Here is a 16,088-nt window from a genome sequence, read left to right as displayed (position 1 = left end):
ATCCCAGGCGCAGCTCGAGGAATTCCTCAGTGCTCTCGCCGAGATCGGCGCGACAGAGCACGTGTTCGCTGTCGGCGGCGACCCCGCAACGCCGGAGGGCCCCTACCCGGACGCCCTGACCATGATCCGTTCGGGGGTCCTGCAGCAGTACGGCGTCAAGGAAGTGTCGATCGCCGGCTACCCCGAGGGGCACCCCGACATTCCCACCGACGTGCTGTGGCAGCACCTCGAAGACAAGTCCGCAGCCCTCAAGGATGCCGGGCTGGATGCCGTCATCCTGACCCAGTTCAGCTTCGACACCGACCCCGTGATGGCGTGGATCAAGGGTGTTCGCGACCGGGGCATCGACACCCAGATCCGCCTGGGCACGCCCGGCCCCGCCGGCATCAAGCGCCTCATCTCGTTCGCATCCCGCTTCGGCGTGGGAGCCAACGCGATGATCGTGAAAAAGTACGGGTTCTCCCTCACGAACCTGATGGGCTCCGCGGGACCCGACAAATTCGTATCCGACCTCGCGGCCCTGTTCGACGCCGACCCGTCGGTGGGCGCTGTGAAGCTGCACATGTACACGTTCGGCGGCCTCGAGGCCACGGCGACGTGGGCCCGTGACTTCATCGCGAAGTGAGCCGGGAGGATTTGACGCCATGACGGTACACAACGAAGCGCTGCGCGATCACGCCTGCCTCATCGTCCACGGCCCCGATCAGCCCGGCCTGGTCGCGGCGGTCACCGGTCTGATCACGCGCCACAAGGCGAACATCGTGAGTCTCGACCAGTACTCCGACAACCCCGAAGGGGGCGCATTCTTCCAGCGCGTCGTCTTCCACCGGCCGAACCTGACTGCGGCGTTCGAAGAGATCGAGAACGACATCGCCACGACTCTCGAGCCGTACGGGATGACCTGGCGCCTCACCGACCAATCGGTTCCGAAGCGCATGGCCGTGCTCGCCTCGACCTCGGATCACTGTCTTCTCGATCTGCTGTGGCGCCACCGCCGCGGCGAGCTCCCGGTGTCGATCCCGATGGTGATCTCCAACCACACCAACATGGCCGAGGACGTTCGCAGCTTCGGCATCCCGTTCTTCCACGTGCCCTCACAGGGTCCGGACAAGTCTGCTGCCGAAGCCGAGATCGTCAAGCTGCTCGCGGGCAACGTCGACTTCGTCGTTCTCGCGCGGTACATGCAGATCCTCTCCGAGAACTTCATCGACGACGTCGCCGTCCCGGTCATCAACATCCACCACTCGTTCCTTCCCGCCTTCATCGGCGCTGGTCCCTACCGCAAGGCGAAGGAACGCGGCGTGAAGCTCATCGGTGCGACAAGCCACTACGTGACGAAGGACCTCGACGAAGGCCCCATCATCGAGCAGGACGTCGTGCGCGTCACTCACGCCGACTCGGCCGCCGACCTGCAGCGTCGGGGCGCGGATGTCGAACGGGCAGTTCTCTCGCGCGCCGTGCTCTGGCACGCACAAGACCGTGTCATCCGTCACGGCAACCACACCGTCGTCTTCTGACCTACCCACCCACCACCGCGGGATGTGCCCGCACCACTGAAGAAAGGTTCATCGTGGCACCTCAGAATCTGCAGCAGGTCATCGACGCGGCGGGCTCGCCCGTCGAGTTGCTGCGCAACTCCCAGATCGGCTCGTACATCTACCCCGTCGTGCCGGCCGACTTCACGAACTGGATCAAGGAGCAGAAGGCCTGGCGCGACACGGCCGTGCTCTACGACCAGTCCCACCACATGGACAACGTGTTCCTCAAGGGCTCGGATGCCATCAAGCTGATCTCGGACACCGCGATCAACTCGGTCGCGAACTTCGCTGTCAACAAGGCCAAGCAGTACGTGCCGACGACGGCGTCGGGCCACGTCATCGGCGACGGCATCCTGTTCCGCGAGGCCGAGGACGAGTACGTCTACGTCGGCCGCGCGCCCGCGTCGAACTGGCTCATGTTCCACGGTGAGACCGGTGGCTACCAGAACCTGGATGTCGAGGTCGACCGCCGCTCGAACTCGCGCCCCTACGGCGACGCCGTCTCGCGCAAGTACTACCGCTTCCAGATTCAGGGCCCGAACGCCTGGGCCGTTATCGAGAAGCTCAACGGCGGACCGCTCGAGAAGCTCGGCTTCTTCAACATGTCGGAGATGAAGATCGGCGGCATGAATGTCCGCACCCTCCGTCACGGTATGGCAGGCGCGCCGGGCCTCGAGATCTGGGGACCCTACGCCGACCACCACAAGATCCGCGATCTGATCGTCGAGGCTGGCGCCGAGTTCGGGCTGCTTCCCGTCGGCTCGCGGGCCTACCCGTCGAACACCCTCGAGTCGGGCTGGATCCCCTCGCCCCTGCCCGCCATCTACACCGGCGCCGAAGAGCAGGCCTACCGCGACTGGCTGCCGGCGAACTCGTACGAGGCGACCGGAACGCTCGCCGGGTCGTTCGTGTCCGAGAACATCGAGGACTACTACCTGACGCCCTGGGAGCTCGGCTACGGGTCGTTCGTCAAGTTCGACCACGACTTCATCGGTCGCGACGCGCTCGAGAAGATGGACCCGGCCGCACAGCGCAAGAAGGTCACCCTCGCGTGGAATGCCGAGGACCTCGGCAAGGTTTGGACGTCGCTGCTGAACGTCGACGGCCCGAACTACAAGTTCTTCGACCTGCCGCTGGCGAACTACGGCTCGGCCAACTACGACGCTGTCGTGGATGCCGATGGAACGGTCGTCGGCTACTCGATGTTCACCGGCTACTCGTCCAACGAGCGCCGCGGCCTGTCGCTGGCTACCGTGTCGCCCGATGTGCCCGAGGGCACCGAGCTGCGCGTGGTCTGGGGTGAGCCGAACGGTGGATCGAAGAAGGCGTCGGTCGAGCCGCACGAGCAGACCGAAGTGCGCGTTGTCGTGAGCCCCGTGCCCTACTCGACGGTCGCCCGCCAGACCTACCAGGGCGGCTGGCGCACCGGCTACAAGAACGACTGATCACCTCAGAAACCCGCGAGACTGCATCCTGCCCGCGAGACAGCACACGCAACACGCTGTCTCGCGGCGCGGGGGCAGTCTCGCGGCGTATCGGTAGCATCACGGGAGCGGACTCGGCAGGGAAGGAGCACAGCGATGAGCCTTCGCTACGCACTGTTGGCACTGCTGCGGGTCGGACCGCTGTCGGGGTATGAGCTGGCCAAACAGTTCACGCAGTCCGTGGGTCATGTCTGGCACGCGCCGGACTCACAGATCTATCCAGAGCTCCGCAAGATGGAAGCCGACGGCCTCATCGAAGCCGAAGAGCAAGCTCGGGGCGAGCGCGGCACGCGGCGGATGTACCACGTCACGGATGCCGGCGACCGTGCCTTCCTCGCCTGGATGGCCTCCCCGCTCGACTATCAGCGCGTACGCGACCCCGCCCACCTGCGCGCCGCGTACTTGGAGTCGGCGTCGCCGGATGCCGCGAGAGAGTTCTTTCGTCGACACATCGAACAGTGGGAAGGCGAGCTCGCCCAGTGGGACGGCGAACTCCGCAAGATCGATCACATCGATCCACCGAACCCCATGCTCGAACGTCGCTTGAAAGCCTCCCCCGCCGAAGAACACGAGCGCATCGTCGCGTACAAGCACTTCGCGTACGAGGGTCTTGTCGAGCGGGCAAAGAGCGAGATCGCGTGGGCACAGCGCGGCCTGGATCTGGTTGACAAGCTCGACGGCGACGTCTGAGCTGAGCCCCGGAGGGCACCAGGTTCAGTGCACGGACTCCATCAGGTCGGCGCCGAATACCCGGAACGCATCCTGCACCCGCAACCGATCGAGCGGAGTGTGCTCCGTGAACTGCACGATCATCGCGTAGGCGACGCCTGCCCGGGGCCCGGCGAGCACGCCGGCCTCGGCACGGATGCCGCGGTCGCGCCCGGTCTTGTTCACGAGAAGCAGCTCCTTCCCGGTGCCGGCGTGTGCGAGCGGGTCGAGGCCCGTCGCGCCAGCGGCGAGTCCGAGATCGGCATTGAGCGCGAGCCACCCGATCACCTGCGCACTGACCGTGGCAGATACTGCTCTGCCGTTCATGAGCGCCGAGAACATCGTCGTCAGATCACGGGTCGTCGACAGCGCGAAGTGCGGAGCGTCATCCGGCCCCCGGTCCTCACGGACGCGGTCGAGTAGTGCTGTCCGTGTGAGCCCAAGGTGCTCGATGCGCTCTCGAACCGGGTCGAGCCCGACGAGATCGATGAGCGCGTTGGTCGCCAACGGGTCGGCTGCCGCCGCCGTGAGGACCGCAAGATCCACCGGCTTCAGATCGACGGCAGCGAAGTGGCGCCACAGTCCGGCCGACGAGCCGTCGACCAGGGGCTGCCGGGCAACGGATGCCGCAGCATCCACCTTGCCCGACTCCATCGCTGCAGACACCTGGATCAGAAGAGGTATGACCCCAAGCTGGGCGACCGGCAGCGTGACGAACGCATCCCCCAGCACGAGGTCCTTCCCGCGATCAAGGTCAGTGACACACACCGAGACACGGCTACCCGTACTGGCCAGCTGTTCGAGAGCGTGCATCGTCGCGCCAAAGGAACGCGCACGCCCAGAGGCATGACGAGTCCGCCGAGAATCGGCGCGGTGATCCGCGCGCGACGTGCTGGGTGGCGTGCCCACCGAGGGATCCTTCCCGTGTTCAGGTGGGGGGGATTCTAGGTGATCGACCTCACCAGATTGTGACGCGCTCGGCGGGGTCGAGCCACAGCTGGTCAGCCTCGGTCACCTCGAACGCGTCGTAGAAGGCGTCGACGTTGCGCACGATCTGATTGCAGCGGAACTCGTTGGGCGAATGCGGGTCGATCGTGAGCAGGCGGATGGTCTCGGCATCCCGCCCCTTCTGCTGCCAGATCTGCCCCCAGCTCAGCAGCAGCCGCTGGATGCCGGTGTAGCCATCGATCACGGGGGCAGGCTCCCCGCCGAGCGAGATCTCGTAGGCCTTGATGGCGATACCCAGGCCCCCGAGGTCACCGATGTTCTCGCCGATCGTGAGCGCGCCGTTGACATGGTGCTTCTCATCCAGGCCCCGGGGGATCAGTGCGTCGTACTGCTCGATGAGCGCCTTGGTGCGCTGCTCGAATGCTTCGCGATCGGCCTCGGTCCACCAGTCTCGGAGCGACCCGTCACCGTCGAAGCGGCTCCCCTGGTCATCGAACCCGTGGCCGATCTCGTGGCCGATGACCGCGCCGATGCCGCCGTAGTTCGCCGCGGCGTCGCGGCCTGCGTCGAAGAACGGGTACTGCAGGATCGCCGCGGGAAAGACGATCTCGTTCATCAGCGGGTTGTAGTAGGCGTTGACCGTCTGCGGGGTCATAAACCACTCGTCGCGGTCGATCGGCTTTCCGACCTTCGCGAGCTGGCGATCGTGCTCGACCCGGTGTGCGCGGCGCGCGTTGCCGACGAGATCGGCGGCGTCGATCTCGAGCCCGGAGTAGTCCTTCCACGTCGTCGGGTAGCCGATCTTCGGCGTGAACGCGTCGAGCTTGGCGAGCGCCCGCTCGCGAGTCTCGGGGCTCATCCACTCCAGCGAACGGATGCTGCGCCGGTACGCCTCGATGAGGTTCGCAACCAGCTCGTCCATGGCTTCCTTCGCCGCCGGCGGAAAGTGCCGTTCGACGTACACGCGTCCGACGGCCTCGCCCATCGAGCCCTCGACCAGACTCACGCCGCGCTTCCAGCGGTCCCGGATCGTGGGCACCCCGGTGAGCTGGGTTCCGTAGAAGGCGAAGTTCTCGGCGACGAACTCGTCAGAGAGAAGGGGCGCGGCGCCACGGATGACGGCGATTCGCAGCCAAGCTTTCCAGTCGTCGAGTCGCTCCGGAACCAGGAGGGAACCGAGCGACTCGATGAAGCTCGGCTGGTAGACGACGACCTCATCGAAGGCCGTCTCCTTCCCGGGCGCCAGCGCCGACAGCCACGGCGCGAGGTCCAGCCCGGCCAGCTCCAGGAACTGCGTCCACGTGTGCAGGTTGTAGGTGGCCATGGCGTCGCGGCTGCGCACGTTGTCCCAGTGGTGGGAGGCCAGCTCGGTCTCGAGCGCGACGATGCGATCGGCATCCGCTGCGGCATCCGTCACGCCGGCGAGAGTCAGCATCCGTTCGACGTGCGCGCGGAACTCGCCTCGAGTTTCCTCGAAGTTCTCGAGCCGGTAGTAGCTCTCGTCGGGAAGCGACAGCCCGCCCTGCACGATGAACGGAACGTAGCGCTGCGGGTTGCCGGGATCGGGCTCAACGTAGAGGCCGAACAGGCCCGAGACGCCGTCGCGCTCGAGGGCGCCGAGGGTCGTCAGCAGCTCCGGGATCGATGAGATCGCGTCAACCGCGGCCAGTTGAGCGGCGATCGGCGTCGCACCGAGCGCGGCGATGCGCTCGGTGTCCATGAAGCTCGTGTACAGGTCGCCGATCTTGCGCGTCTCGGTGCCGGGCTCGGCATCCGTGCTCTCTTCGATGATCGCGCGCACGTCCTTCTCGGCCTGTTCGGCGATGAGGTGGAACGACCCCCAGCGAGCCTTGTCGTCGGGAATTTCCGTGCGATCCAGCCACGCACCGTTCACATGGCGGAACAGATCGTCTTGCGGGCGGATGTCGGCAGAAAGTTCTTCGAGCGGGAGGCCGCAGGCGAGGGCGTCGGTCATGTCCTCCAGAATAAGCACCTCCGCTATGCGCGATCCGTGCGCGGCGGGAACACGGAGCGAACCGCAGGTGGATGCAGCATCCGTTCGCGTAGGTCTTCGTAGATCGGGCGGGTCCGCAGGAGGGCGGCGACGAGGATCGCGCAGACGGATGCCGCCAGCATCGGCGCCAGCACTGTTGCGACAGCCGTCATCTCGACCACGACGGCGATGCCGGTCAGCGGCGCCCGGATCGTAGCCGCGAACATCGCGGTCATTCCGACCAGGACGAACACGACGACCGTCGTATCGGCCACCTCCGGGAGGATCAGTTTGGCCAGAGATCCGCACAGCGCTCCCCACAGCGCGCCGATCGCCAGCAGCGGTGCGAACAGGCCGCCCGGGGTTCCGGCCGCGTACGAGAGCGGGCCGGCGAGGAACCGGATGACGAGGGTTGCCGCAAGCACGAGGGGTATGAGCGGCTCGCCGCGGAGCAGCCCCTGCGAGATCGGGTCACCCCCTCCGGCGCCCAGCGGATCGAGGAACAGCAGCAGACCAACGGTGCCACCGATGATCGCAGCCTGAGCGACAGGCGGCACGCGGCGAGCAGCCCGCGCGGCCGTCAGGAATCCCAGGATGAGGCGGTTGTATCCCGCGCCGAGGATGCCGGTGAGCAGGCCGAAGACAGCGAAGACGCCGACCTGCGCGAGGTCGGGCGACGGCACCGGATCCACCTGGAAGATCGGTGCATTGCCGACGACGATCCACGCGGTGGCGACGGCGACAGCGACACCGGTCAGGGTGGGAAGGACGATGCGGGCCTTCACCGACTGGGCGATCTCTTCGATGACGAAGAGCGATCCGCCGAGCGGAGCATTGAACGCGACCGCCAGCCCCGCACCAGAGAGGGCGGAGTGAAGTGTGCGGGCATCCGCCGCGGATCTGCGGCTGCGGCGAGCTGCCTCGGCCCCGAGAACCGCCCCGATGTGGACCGTGGGGCCCTCGCGACCAAGCACCATCCCTGACCCGATCGCGAGCACACCGCCGACGAACTTCGCCACGAGCACGCCGAAGGCGCTCGGTGGCTCCTGCCCGCGCTCGACAGCCTCGACGTACTGGATGCCGCTTCCTGCAGCCTGCGGTACCCATCTCACGAGAAGTGCAGCAAGCGTCGCGCCTGTCGCGGTGACGGCAATGGCGATCAACCATCCCCATGCGGGCTGGTCGTGCGCGAAGGCGAAGACCTCGATGCGCAGATGCTCGGCCTGGTAGATGCACCAGCGAAAGGCACCCCCGATGAGTCCGACCGCGAGGCCGGCGATGGCAGCGAGCAGCATGAGGATCGCGATCTGCCGCACAGCGCCGCTGCCGGCATCCGGAGATGTGGTCGACGACGTCTTCCCCGTCATCCCACCCCTGCCCGGGCGCCCGGCGGCGCCTCTTCCGCACTACTCATCGTGGCATCAGCACGGTTCGTTTGCCGCAAACTGTGAACGACGGATGCCGCGCACGGCGTGTTGCGGCAAGCCAACGGGCCGGACCAGCCCGGCGCGCGTCATCCGGCTGAGCGACAGCAAACCCTAGGCTCGGCTCGTGCCTTCTCGACCCGCCGGCGGCGCTCCATCGACGCTGAACCGCGACATCCTGCGGCTCGCGGTGCCGGCGCTCGGTGCTCTCATCGCCGAGCCGCTGTTCCTCATCGTCGATTCGGCTCTGGTCGGACACCTGGGCACTGTGCCGCTGGCCGCCCTCGGGATCGCCTCGGCGATCCTGCAGACGATCGTCGGGCTCATGGTGTTCCTCGCGTACTCGACGACCCCGGCGGTTGCCCGACGCTTCGGCGCCGGCGACGCGAAGTCGGCGGTCTCGGTCGGCATCGACGGCCTCTGGCTTGCCCTGGGACTCGGCGCGATCCTGGCCCTCGCCGGATCCCTCGCCACACCACCCCTCGTCTCGCTTTTCGGCGCCAGCGAGGAGGTGGCAGCCGACGCGATGACCTACCTCCACATCTCCATGTGGGGCCTTCCCGCGATGCTCATCGTGTTCGCGGCGACGGGGTTGCTGCGCGGGATGCAAGACACCGTCACACCGCTGTGGATCGCCGCCGCGGGCTTCGGGGCCAACGCCGCGCTGAACGCACTGTTCATCTACGGCCTCGGGTGGGGAATCGCGGGCTCAGCGGTCGGTACCGTGCTCGCCCAGTGGGGCATGGTCATCGCCTACGTCGGTGTCATCGGGCGGCTTGCTCAGCGGCATTCGGCCCAGGTCCGCCCATCGGCCCGCGGGGTCCGCGGATCTGCCCGCACGGGCAGCTGGCTGTTCCTGCGGACGGTGTCGCTGCGGATCGCGCTGCTGACGACGGTCGCCGTAGCCACCGGGCTCGGCACCGATGAACTCGCAGGCTGGCAGGTCGCGTACACGATCTTCTCGGCTGCCGCGTTCGCTCTCGACGCCCTCGCGATCGCGGCTCAAGCGCTCATCGGCAAGTCACTCGGCGAAAAGGACCACGCTCGCGTACGCAAGGTGCTGCAGCGCACCAGCGCGTGGGGCCTGTGGTTCGGCATCCTGGTCGGGGCGGGAGTCGCGGCAGCCTCCGGGGTCATCGGGCTCCTCTTCACCGGCGACCCGGAACTTGCCGCCATCGTGCAACCTGCCCTGCTCGTACTCGCCGTCGCCCAGCCGTTGTGCGGCATCGTCTTCGTCTGGGACGGCGTGCTCATCGGCGCCGGCGACGCGCGCTATCTCGCGATCGCGGGCGCCCTCAATCTCGTGCCGTTCCTTCCCGCCCTGGCTCTGGTTGCGATCTTCCACCCCGGCGGTGCGGCCGGGCTCGCGTGGCTTGCCGTCGCGTTCTTCGGCGTCTACATGCTCGCGCGCGCCGCGACGCTCGGCTGGCGATTGCGGGGCCAGACCTGGCTCGGCTCTACCCTCAACGTATGACGTCCGAAACGCCCGCGTCCCCCTCGCTGCAGGTGCGACGCAAGCCGCAGCGGCAGAACACCGATACCGAGGTACTGTTCGGCATCCTCGCGGAAGGGATCGTCGCCCACGTGGGCTTCGTTCGGGGCGGCGCACCGATCGTGTTGCCTTACCTCTACGGGGTCGGCGACCTCGGGGAGGGGCCTGTGCTGCTGCTGCACGGTTCGACCGGCGGTGGGTTGTTCCTGGATGCCGCGGGCGATGGCGTTCCGGTCTCGGTCACCGTCACGCACGTGGACGGGCTGGTCTTTGCGGCATCCACGTTCGAGAGCTCCGCCAACTACCGGAGCGCCGTCGTGTTCGGACGCGCCAGGATCGTGCCCGACGAGCTTCGGGAGCGCGCGCTCTGGCAGGTCTCGGACCACCTCATGCCGGGCCGGCGCGCCGAGGTGCGAGAGATGACGCGCAAAGAGGTCCGTGCGACGCACGTTCTGCAGGTTCCGCTCGATCAGGCAAGCGTCAAGGTCCGCTTCGATGGCGTGGGCGACACCCCAGACGATGGCGAAGACCACACCGTTTGGGCGGGAGTCGTTCCGCTCGCGGTCCTTGCCGGCACGCCGGTCGGGTCACCGGTTACGCAGGCAGCAGGTGCCACGGATGCCGCATCCGTCGCCGCCTTCACCCAGCGGCTGCACGATCTCGCGGCCGAGCGTGAGGCTCGGCTGCGCGAGATCATGCAGCCCGGAGACTGACTACACCCCGTCGCGCACGCTGCGGGCGAACTCGGTGACATTCGTGCGCAGCGCCTCGATGCGTCGATCGCGCGCCGCCTCGCGGTCGAAACCGAGATACGCCGACGGCGGGAGCTTTCGCACATTGGCCGAGCACTCGAAGTTCTCGCACACAAGGATGCCGACAGTGTCGCCGCGCCGGCCGGCGTCGCCCGCGCGCTTGGCGGCGAACATCACGACGTCATTGGGGAGCTGGATGTCATTGCACCACGAGCACTGTGGGCGGCTCAGCGGGCGCGCGTCAGTCTGGCGCAGCAGGATGCCGACGGGCTCATCGTCGAGATCGATCACGACTGATGCGAGCTTCGGGAGCTTCGGATCTCGGATGCCGAGGTAATCCAGGGCCTCCCAGTCGGGAGCGTCGAAGTCTGTGGGCAGAGTCAGGGCCTTGCGCTCGCTGCGCGAGGCGTTGACAAACGATGCCCGGATCTGGGTGTCGGTGAGGGGACGCATAAGCGTTCCTTTCAGGATGCGACGGCGAAGCGAATGCGGCGAGCCACGACCGGCAGAAGCCAGCGTCAGCGAAGATCGCTCAGCACGTCGAGTGAACGGGAATTGCGACTGCAGTGCAGCCGGAGCGGAAGAGGAGCCCGTCGGGGAAGAGAGCGCGGCCTCAGGCCGACGTGCCCGCCGACGCAGAGCGCGTCGACAACCTCCATCCGCCCGCAGGCGTCATCTGTCCGTTCACGCGCGGCAGTCTACGCCGCCTCAGCGCCGATCGCCTGTGCCGTCGCTCACGCCCAGCGGCGGCACCACTCGTACATCACAACAGCGGCAGCCGCGGCGGCGTTGATCGAGCGGGTCGAGCCGTACTGGGCGATTTCGACGGTGCCGGATGCCGCGGCCAGCGCCTCGGGCGAGAGTCCCGGCCCTTCCTGCCCGAACAGCAGGACGCAGGCCTGCGGCAGGTCAGCGTCGGGCAGAGGCCGGGACCCCTCGACGTTGTCGATCGCGATGATCGGCAAGCTCGCGGCATCCGCCCACGCGGCGAAGGCCGCGACATCCTCGTGGTGGCGCACGTGCTGGTAGCGGTCGGTGACCATCGCGCCGCGCTTGTTCCAGCGGCGGCGCCCGATGATGTGCACCTCGGCCGCGAGGAAGGCGTTCGCGCTGCGGACGATGGAGCCGATGTTGAGGTCGTGCTGCCAGTTCTCGATGGCGACGTGAAACGGATGCCGCCGCTCATCGAGATCGGCAACAATTGCGTCCATCCGCCAATAGCGATACCGGTCCACGACGTTTCGCCGGTCGCCGCCGGCGAGGAGTTCGGGGTCCAGGTGCGGATCGTCTGGCCACTCCGCCTTACCGCCCGGCCAGGGGCCGACCCCGTGGGAGAGTTCCGGCTCGCTCCCGGGCTCGGACTCGACGTGCACGTCGAGCAATCTATCCGACGGCAGTGTGACTCCGGGGCAGGAGGCGGATGGCTGCGCCCGTCTTCGGCTCGCCATCATCTTTTCGGTTCACCGAAATATCGGTAGGGTTTTCGGCATGCCGAAGTCCCCACCAACTCCCACTCCCCCCGCCTCAGCACCGGTGAGAGCACCCCGGCTGGTGTGGCTCCTCGGCCCGGCGATGGTCGCCGGCGTCGCCTACCTCGACCCCGGCAACGTGGCCAGCAACATGACGGCCGGCGCTCGCTACGGGTACCTGCTGGTGTGGGTGGTCGTGGTCGCGAACGTCATGGCCTGGCTCATCCAGTACCTCTCGGCAAAGCTCGGTGTGGTCACCGGCGAGAGCCTGCCCCAGGCACTCGGGGGGCGAATCCGGAGCGTCTGGGGTCGGCGCCTGTACTGGCTGCAAGCCGAGCTCGTGGCGATGGCGACCGACGTCGCCGAGGTGATCGGCGGTGCCGTCGCCCTGAACCTGCTGTTCGGCATCCCCCTGCTCTGGGGTGGGGTGATCACGGGTGTCGTCTCCCTGGGCCTGCTGATCGTGCAGTCCAGGCGCGGCGCCAGGCCCTTCGAGGTCATCGTCATCGGGCTCGTGGTCCTCATTGCTGTCGGGTTCACCGCCGGAGTCTTCGTCGCACCGCCCGACCCCGCCGGAATCGTCGGCGGTCTCGTCCCCCGGTTCGAAGGCGCCGACACGGTGCTGCTGGCGGCATCCATCCTCGGGGCCACCGTCATGCCGCACGCAATCTACGCACACTCGGCCCTCAGCCGCGATCGGTTCGCGCCGGTCGCGACTGCCCAGCAGTTCACGTTCGGCTCAGCGGCGGCCGGCCTCGAGTCGGGGCGTGGCGTGTCGACGCGGCGGCTGCTGACCGCCACCCGCTGGGACGTCACGATTGCGATGGTCATCGCTGGCACCGTCAACCTCTGCATCCTGCTGCTGGCCGCGGCGAACCTCGCGGGCGTCCCCGGCACCGACTCGCTCGAAGGTGCCTACGCTGCCCTGCGCGACGGGCTCGGGCCGATCATCGCGACGCTCTTCGCCGTCGGCCTGCTCGCGAGCGGGCTCGCCTCGACAGCCGTCGGGGCCTATGCAGGCGCCGAGATCATGAGCGGCCTGCTCCACATCCGGGTCCCGCTCGTCATCCGGCGCCTGGTCACGCTCGTACCCGCCCTCCTGATCCTCGGATTCGGCGTCGACCCGACCTTCGCGCTCGTGCTCAGCCAGGTCGTACTCTCGTTCGGCATCCCGTTCGCCCTGGTTCCCCTCGTATGGATCACCGCGCGGCGCAGCGTCCTCGGCCCGTTCCGCAACCGACTCACCACGACAGTCCTGGGGGTGGTGTCGGCGGCACTGTTGATCACCCTCAACCTGGTGCTGCTGTGGCTGGTCTTCACCGGCACGTAATCGAGCGCCCGAAACTGACGGGTAGGGTTTCGACATGTCCTCCGCGGCCATCGACGACTATCTGAAGACGATCTACCACCACACGGAGTGGCAGACCGAGCGGATCACGCCGTCGCAGCTCGCGTCCGAGCTCGGACTCGCGCCTTCGAGCGTGACCGAGATGGTTCGAAAGCTCGCCGCGCAAGGACTCGTGACCCACCGCCCGTACGGACCGATCTCGCTGACGGCAGCGGGCGAGCACCGCGCGGCAGCCATCATCCGTCGCCACCGCCTCATCGAGACCTGGCTGGTGCGCGAGTTCGGGTACACGTGGGCTGACGTGCACGAAGAGGCCGAGATTCTCGAACACGCCATCAGCGATCGCCTCCTCGACGGCATCGACGCGCGCCTCGGGAGACCCCGGTTCGATCCCCACGGCGATGCGATTCCGGATGCCGACGGCACGGTGATTCGTGAGCCGTTCGTTCTTCTCGCCGATGCGCCGCTCGGACACTGTGGGCGGGTACTTCGGGTCTCGGACCGCGTTCCGGGCCTGCTCGAGGCTTTGGATGAGGCATCCGTCGACGTCGGCAGCGTCGTGTGCGTCCGAGGACCCGCCGTCCTCGAGGTCGACGGCCGCGAGGTGACCTTGCCCTCGACGGCGCCCGAGGCCATCTGGCTGAGCACCTGAGTCCCGTTCGTCAGCGGGCGACGGATGCCGTCGCGAACGGCCACCGGGTGCGGGTTGCTGCTTCGCACGCTTCCCAGATGCGCGCCAGGCGTTCGGGATCGCGCACGATCTTCGGCAAGCGCGCCCGCCGAGGGTCACCCTTCACGATGAAGCGCGGCCCCCAGACCTGCCCGCCGGCGATCGACGGATCAGCCAGCGCCCGCACGAGCGGCCACGCGCCGTGCTCTTTGGACTGGGTGAACGGCGTCTGCAGATTGTCGACGAACCGGGTGATCTTGCTCGGCTGGTTCACGCCGTGCAGGCCCGGTGTCCGTCCACTCACGGAGTACCCCGGGTGCACGACGACACTGTCGACGGGAACGCCGTGCTCGCGCAGGCGGCGGTCTGCTTCCACCCCGAGGGCCGTGGTCACCACCTTCGATTGCACGTACGCACGCCATCCCGAGTAGCCCTCGGCCAGTTGCAGATCGATGGGGTCGTACGGCGTGAGCGAGATCGACATGCTGCCGAGCCACACCATGCGGCCACCCGACCGGGCGAGCGGGACGAGCAGCTCCCCCGCGAGCGCGAAGTGCCCGAGTGCGTTGGTGGCCAGCACGACCTCGGCTCCATCGGACGTCGTTTCTCGACGCCGGGGCGGATGCACGATGCCGGCGTTGAGGAGAACCCCGTCCAGCGGGCCACGCGTCCGCAGGGAAGCCGCCGCAGACCTGATCGACCCGGGCTTGGCGGTGTCGATGATGAGGGATTCGATGTCGGCTCCCGGAACGCGACCGGCAAGCGTTGACCGAGCGGCGGAGAGGCGCTTGGGATTGCGGCCCGACATGATGACGTGCGCTCCGGCGCGCGCCAGCTGCTCGCTCGCGAAGTAGCCGAGGCCCGCGTTGGAACCCGTCACGAGGTATGACTGCCCGGAAAGGTCGGGCAGCGACTCGGGGTTCCACCGCCGACGCGTCACGTGATCGACACTAGACCTCCGCGAGCGGGATACGCTGTGCCCATGCGGACCCGAGCAGACGTGGAATGCTGGCTCACCGATATGGACGGCGTGCTCGTCCACGAGAACATCCCCGTCCCCGGGGCGGCTGAGGTGATCGAGCGCTGGCGCGAGCAGGGCGTTCCCTTCCTCGTGCTGACGAACAACTCGATCTTCACGCCGCGAGACCTCAGCGCCAGGTTGCGGGCGTCCGGCCTCGTCGTTCCCGAAGAGGCGATCTGGACGTCGGCGCTGGCGACGGCTGACTTCCTGCGCGGACAGGCCCCCGGCGCTTCCGCGTTCGTGATCGGCGAGGCCGGCCTGACCACGGCCCTGCACGAGGCCGGTTTCATCATGACCGAGAACGACCCCGACTATGTCGTGGTCGGCGAGACCCGCAACTACTCGTTCGAGGCCATCACGAAGGCGATCCGCGCGATCTCAGCCGGCGCGCGCTTCATCGCCACGAACCCCGACGCGACCGGGCCCTCCGCCGAGGGCGTACTCCCGGCAACCGGGGCGATCACCGCCCTCATTACCAAGGCCACCGGCAAGGAGCCGTACGTGGTGGGCAAGCCCAACCCGATGATGTTCCGCTCAGCCCTGAACCGCATCGGTGCGCACTCGGAATCCACGGGGATGATCGGCGATCGGATGGACACCGACATCGTCGCGGGCATCGAGGCAGGCCTTCACACGGTGCTCGTCCTCACCGGCATCAGCGACCCCGCCGAGATCGAACGCTTCCCCTTCCGTCCCGACGAGATCCTCGACTCGATCGCTGAGCTCCTGCCCGCGGAGCCCGAAGAGTCGGAGATGCCCGAGGTGCTGTGATCGGCGCTCGCGACGACGGCGACCACGTCGAAGCCGGGGACGCAGACGAAGGAAAGCGTCAGTGAACGAGCTCGAACAGTCGCTGCTGCTGTGGACGTCGCTGATCATCATCAGCGGTGCCCTCGTCGTCGCAGTGTGGCAGTGGTGGCGCAGCCGCGGTGACCGCGGCGAGGACTGAGGTACTACTGCGGGGCGAGGCCCAGGTCGTCGAGGTCGATCGCCGCGAGCCACTGCAGCCCGGCATCCTCGATCGCCTGCTGCGCACCGGTTTTGCGGTCGACGATCACGGCAACGGCGACCGGCTCCGCACCCTCGCGGCGCAGCGCCTCGACGGCCTTCAGCGCCGACTGCCCCGTCGTCGAGGTGTCTTCGAGCACGACGACGCGCTTACCCACGACGTCCGCTCCCTCGACCTGACGGCCGCGGCCGTGGTCTTTCGGCTCCTTGCGGACGACGAAGGCGTCGAGCGG

Annotated in this window: 16 protein-coding genes; 9 read left to right on the top strand and 7 right to left on the bottom strand. The window is 67.7% G+C overall.

Annotation, left to right across the window (positions count from 1 at the left end; translation table 11 throughout):
• From Q1V87_RS09065 to Q1V87_RS09050, 4 genes are all read left to right on the top strand, one after another.
• On the top strand, window positions 1-625 hold a 625-nt coding region (locus Q1V87_RS09065; protein WP_300591859.1), incomplete at its 5' end, for a methylenetetrahydrofolate reductase.
• Between the two features lie 19 nt (window positions 626-644).
• Window positions 645-1,517, top strand: a complete 873-nt coding sequence (gene purU, locus Q1V87_RS09060) for a formyltetrahydrofolate deformylase (protein WP_300591857.1) — start codon at window positions 645-647, stop codon at window positions 1,515-1,517.
• A gap of 53 nt (window positions 1,518-1,570) precedes the next feature.
• The gene (locus tag Q1V87_RS09055) at window positions 1,571-2,983 is read left to right on the top strand and encodes an aminomethyl transferase family protein (protein ID WP_300591855.1); all 1,413 of its coding nucleotides are present in this window, start codon (window positions 1,571-1,573) and stop codon (window positions 2,981-2,983) included.
• A 135-nt stretch (window positions 2,984-3,118) separates the two neighbouring features.
• Window positions 3,119-3,712, top strand: coding sequence for a PadR family transcriptional regulator (locus Q1V87_RS09050; protein WP_300591854.1), 594 nt, complete (start codon window positions 3,119-3,121; stop codon window positions 3,710-3,712).
• A 24-nt stretch (window positions 3,713-3,736) separates the two neighbouring features.
• Here the strand turns inward: Q1V87_RS09050 and Q1V87_RS09045 are convergent, their stop codons facing one another.
• The 3 genes from Q1V87_RS09045 to Q1V87_RS09035 all read right to left on the bottom strand — a co-directional run bounded on the left by Q1V87_RS09045 (window position 3,737) and on the right by Q1V87_RS09035 (window position 8,038).
• The gene (locus Q1V87_RS09045) at window positions 3,737-4,498 is read right to left on the bottom strand and encodes a serine hydrolase (protein ID WP_300591852.1); all 762 of its coding nucleotides are present in this window, start codon (window positions 4,496-4,498) and stop codon (window positions 3,737-3,739) included.
• Between the two features lie 190 nt (window positions 4,499-4,688).
• Window positions 4,689-6,653, bottom strand: a complete 1,965-nt coding sequence (locus Q1V87_RS09040; protein WP_300591851.1) for a M13-type metalloendopeptidase — start codon at window positions 6,651-6,653, stop codon at window positions 4,689-4,691.
• A 23-nt stretch (window positions 6,654-6,676) separates the two neighbouring features.
• Window positions 6,677-8,038 (bottom strand): ClC family H(+)/Cl(-) exchange transporter, encoded by a 1,362-nt coding sequence (locus Q1V87_RS09035; RefSeq protein ID WP_300591850.1) that lies wholly within the window; start codon window positions 8,036-8,038, stop codon window positions 6,677-6,679.
• Window positions 8,039-8,222: 184 nt separating this feature from the next.
• Between Q1V87_RS09035 and Q1V87_RS09030 the strand changes: the two genes are divergently transcribed.
• Both Q1V87_RS09030 and Q1V87_RS09025 read left to right on the top strand, forming a co-directional pair.
• Window positions 8,223-9,569: an MATE family efflux transporter gene (locus Q1V87_RS09030; RefSeq protein ID WP_300591848.1), complete on the top strand. Its 1,347-nt coding sequence runs from the start codon at window positions 8,223-8,225 to the stop codon at window positions 9,567-9,569.
• Complete coding sequence (locus Q1V87_RS09025) at window positions 9,566-10,300, top strand: pyridoxamine 5'-phosphate oxidase family protein (protein WP_300591846.1); 735 nt, start codon at window positions 9,566-9,568, stop codon at window positions 10,298-10,300. Before Q1V87_RS09030 ends, Q1V87_RS09025 begins: the two co-directional genes overlap by 4 nt.
• Here the strand turns inward: Q1V87_RS09025 and Q1V87_RS09020 are convergent, their stop codons facing one another.
• Window positions 10,301-10,792, bottom strand: a complete 492-nt coding sequence (locus tag Q1V87_RS09020) for an FBP domain-containing protein (RefSeq protein WP_300591844.1) — start codon at window positions 10,790-10,792, stop codon at window positions 10,301-10,303.
• A 281-nt stretch (window positions 10,793-11,073) separates the two neighbouring features.
• The gene (locus tag Q1V87_RS09015; protein ID WP_300591842.1) at window positions 11,074-11,712 is read right to left on the bottom strand and encodes a TrmH family RNA methyltransferase; all 639 of its coding nucleotides are present in this window, start codon (window positions 11,710-11,712) and stop codon (window positions 11,074-11,076) included.
• A 115-nt stretch (window positions 11,713-11,827) separates the two neighbouring features.
• On the opposite strand from Q1V87_RS09015, the gene Q1V87_RS09010 reads away from it, so the two are divergent.
• Together Q1V87_RS09010 and Q1V87_RS09005 are read left to right on the top strand one after the other, a co-directional pair.
• Entirely contained in the window at window positions 11,828-13,138 is a 1,311-nt protein-coding gene (locus tag Q1V87_RS09010; RefSeq protein ID WP_300591841.1) for an Nramp family divalent metal transporter, read from the top strand.
• A 34-nt stretch (window positions 13,139-13,172) separates the two neighbouring features.
• A complete protein-coding gene (locus tag Q1V87_RS09005; RefSeq protein WP_300591839.1) occupies window positions 13,173-13,808 on the top strand; it encodes a metal-dependent transcriptional regulator in 636 nt (211 codons plus the stop codon).
• 10 nt (window positions 13,809-13,818) lie between these two features.
• Here the strand turns inward: Q1V87_RS09005 and Q1V87_RS09000 are convergent, their stop codons facing one another.
• Complete coding sequence (locus Q1V87_RS09000) at window positions 13,819-14,766, bottom strand: SDR family NAD(P)-dependent oxidoreductase (protein WP_300591837.1); 948 nt, start codon at window positions 14,764-14,766, stop codon at window positions 13,819-13,821.
• Window positions 14,767-14,808: 42 nt separating this feature from the next.
• Between Q1V87_RS09000 and Q1V87_RS08995 the strand changes: the two genes are divergently transcribed.
• Window positions 14,809-15,618 carry an HAD-IIA family hydrolase gene (locus tag Q1V87_RS08995; protein ID WP_300591835.1) on the top strand — a complete coding sequence of 270 codons (810 nt, stop codon included), beginning with the start codon at window positions 14,809-14,811 and terminating at the stop codon, window positions 15,616-15,618.
• Window positions 15,619-15,800: 182 nt separating this feature from the next.
• Here Q1V87_RS08995 and Q1V87_RS08990 read toward each other — a convergent pair.
• On the bottom strand, window positions 15,801-16,088 hold a 288-nt coding region (locus tag Q1V87_RS08990; RefSeq protein ID WP_300591833.1), incomplete at its 5' end, for a phosphoribosyltransferase family protein.

The sequence above is a fragment of the Microbacterium sp. genome (assembly GCF_030149085.1).
Classification (GTDB): domain Bacteria; phylum Actinomycetota; class Actinomycetes; order Actinomycetales; family Microbacteriaceae; genus Microbacterium.
The sequence above is the reverse complement of the archived record's forward strand: the minus strand, read 5'-3'. Positions and strand labels throughout refer to the sequence as shown.

Excerpts from the sequence above, each read along its gene's own strand:
- purU (WP_300591857.1), top strand. The coding sequence starts at position 645 with ATGACGGTACACAACGAAGCGCTGCGCGATCACGCCTGCCTCATCGTC.
- Q1V87_RS09050 (WP_300591854.1), top strand. The coding sequence starts at position 3,119 with ATGAGCCTTCGCTACGCACTGTTGGCACTGCTGCGGGTCGGACCGCTG.
- Q1V87_RS09040 (WP_300591851.1), bottom strand. The coding sequence starts at position 6,653 with ATGACCGACGCCCTCGCCTGCGGCCTCCCGCTCGAAGAACTTTCTGCC.
- Q1V87_RS09035 (WP_300591850.1), bottom strand. The coding sequence starts at position 8,038 with ATGACGGGGAAGACGTCGTCGACCACATCTCCGGATGCCGGCAGCGGC.
- Q1V87_RS09025 (WP_300591846.1), top strand. The coding sequence starts at position 9,566 with ATGACGTCCGAAACGCCCGCGTCCCCCTCGCTGCAGGTGCGACGCAAG.
- Q1V87_RS09020 (WP_300591844.1), bottom strand. The coding sequence starts at position 10,792 with ATGCGTCCCCTCACCGACACCCAGATCCGGGCATCGTTTGTCAACGCC.
- Q1V87_RS09010 (WP_300591841.1), top strand. The coding sequence starts at position 11,828 with ATGCCGAAGTCCCCACCAACTCCCACTCCCCCCGCCTCAGCACCGGTG.
- Q1V87_RS09005 (WP_300591839.1), top strand. The coding sequence starts at position 13,173 with ATGTCCTCCGCGGCCATCGACGACTATCTGAAGACGATCTACCACCAC.
- Q1V87_RS08995 (WP_300591835.1), top strand. The coding sequence starts at position 14,809 with ATGCGGACCCGAGCAGACGTGGAATGCTGGCTCACCGATATGGACGGC.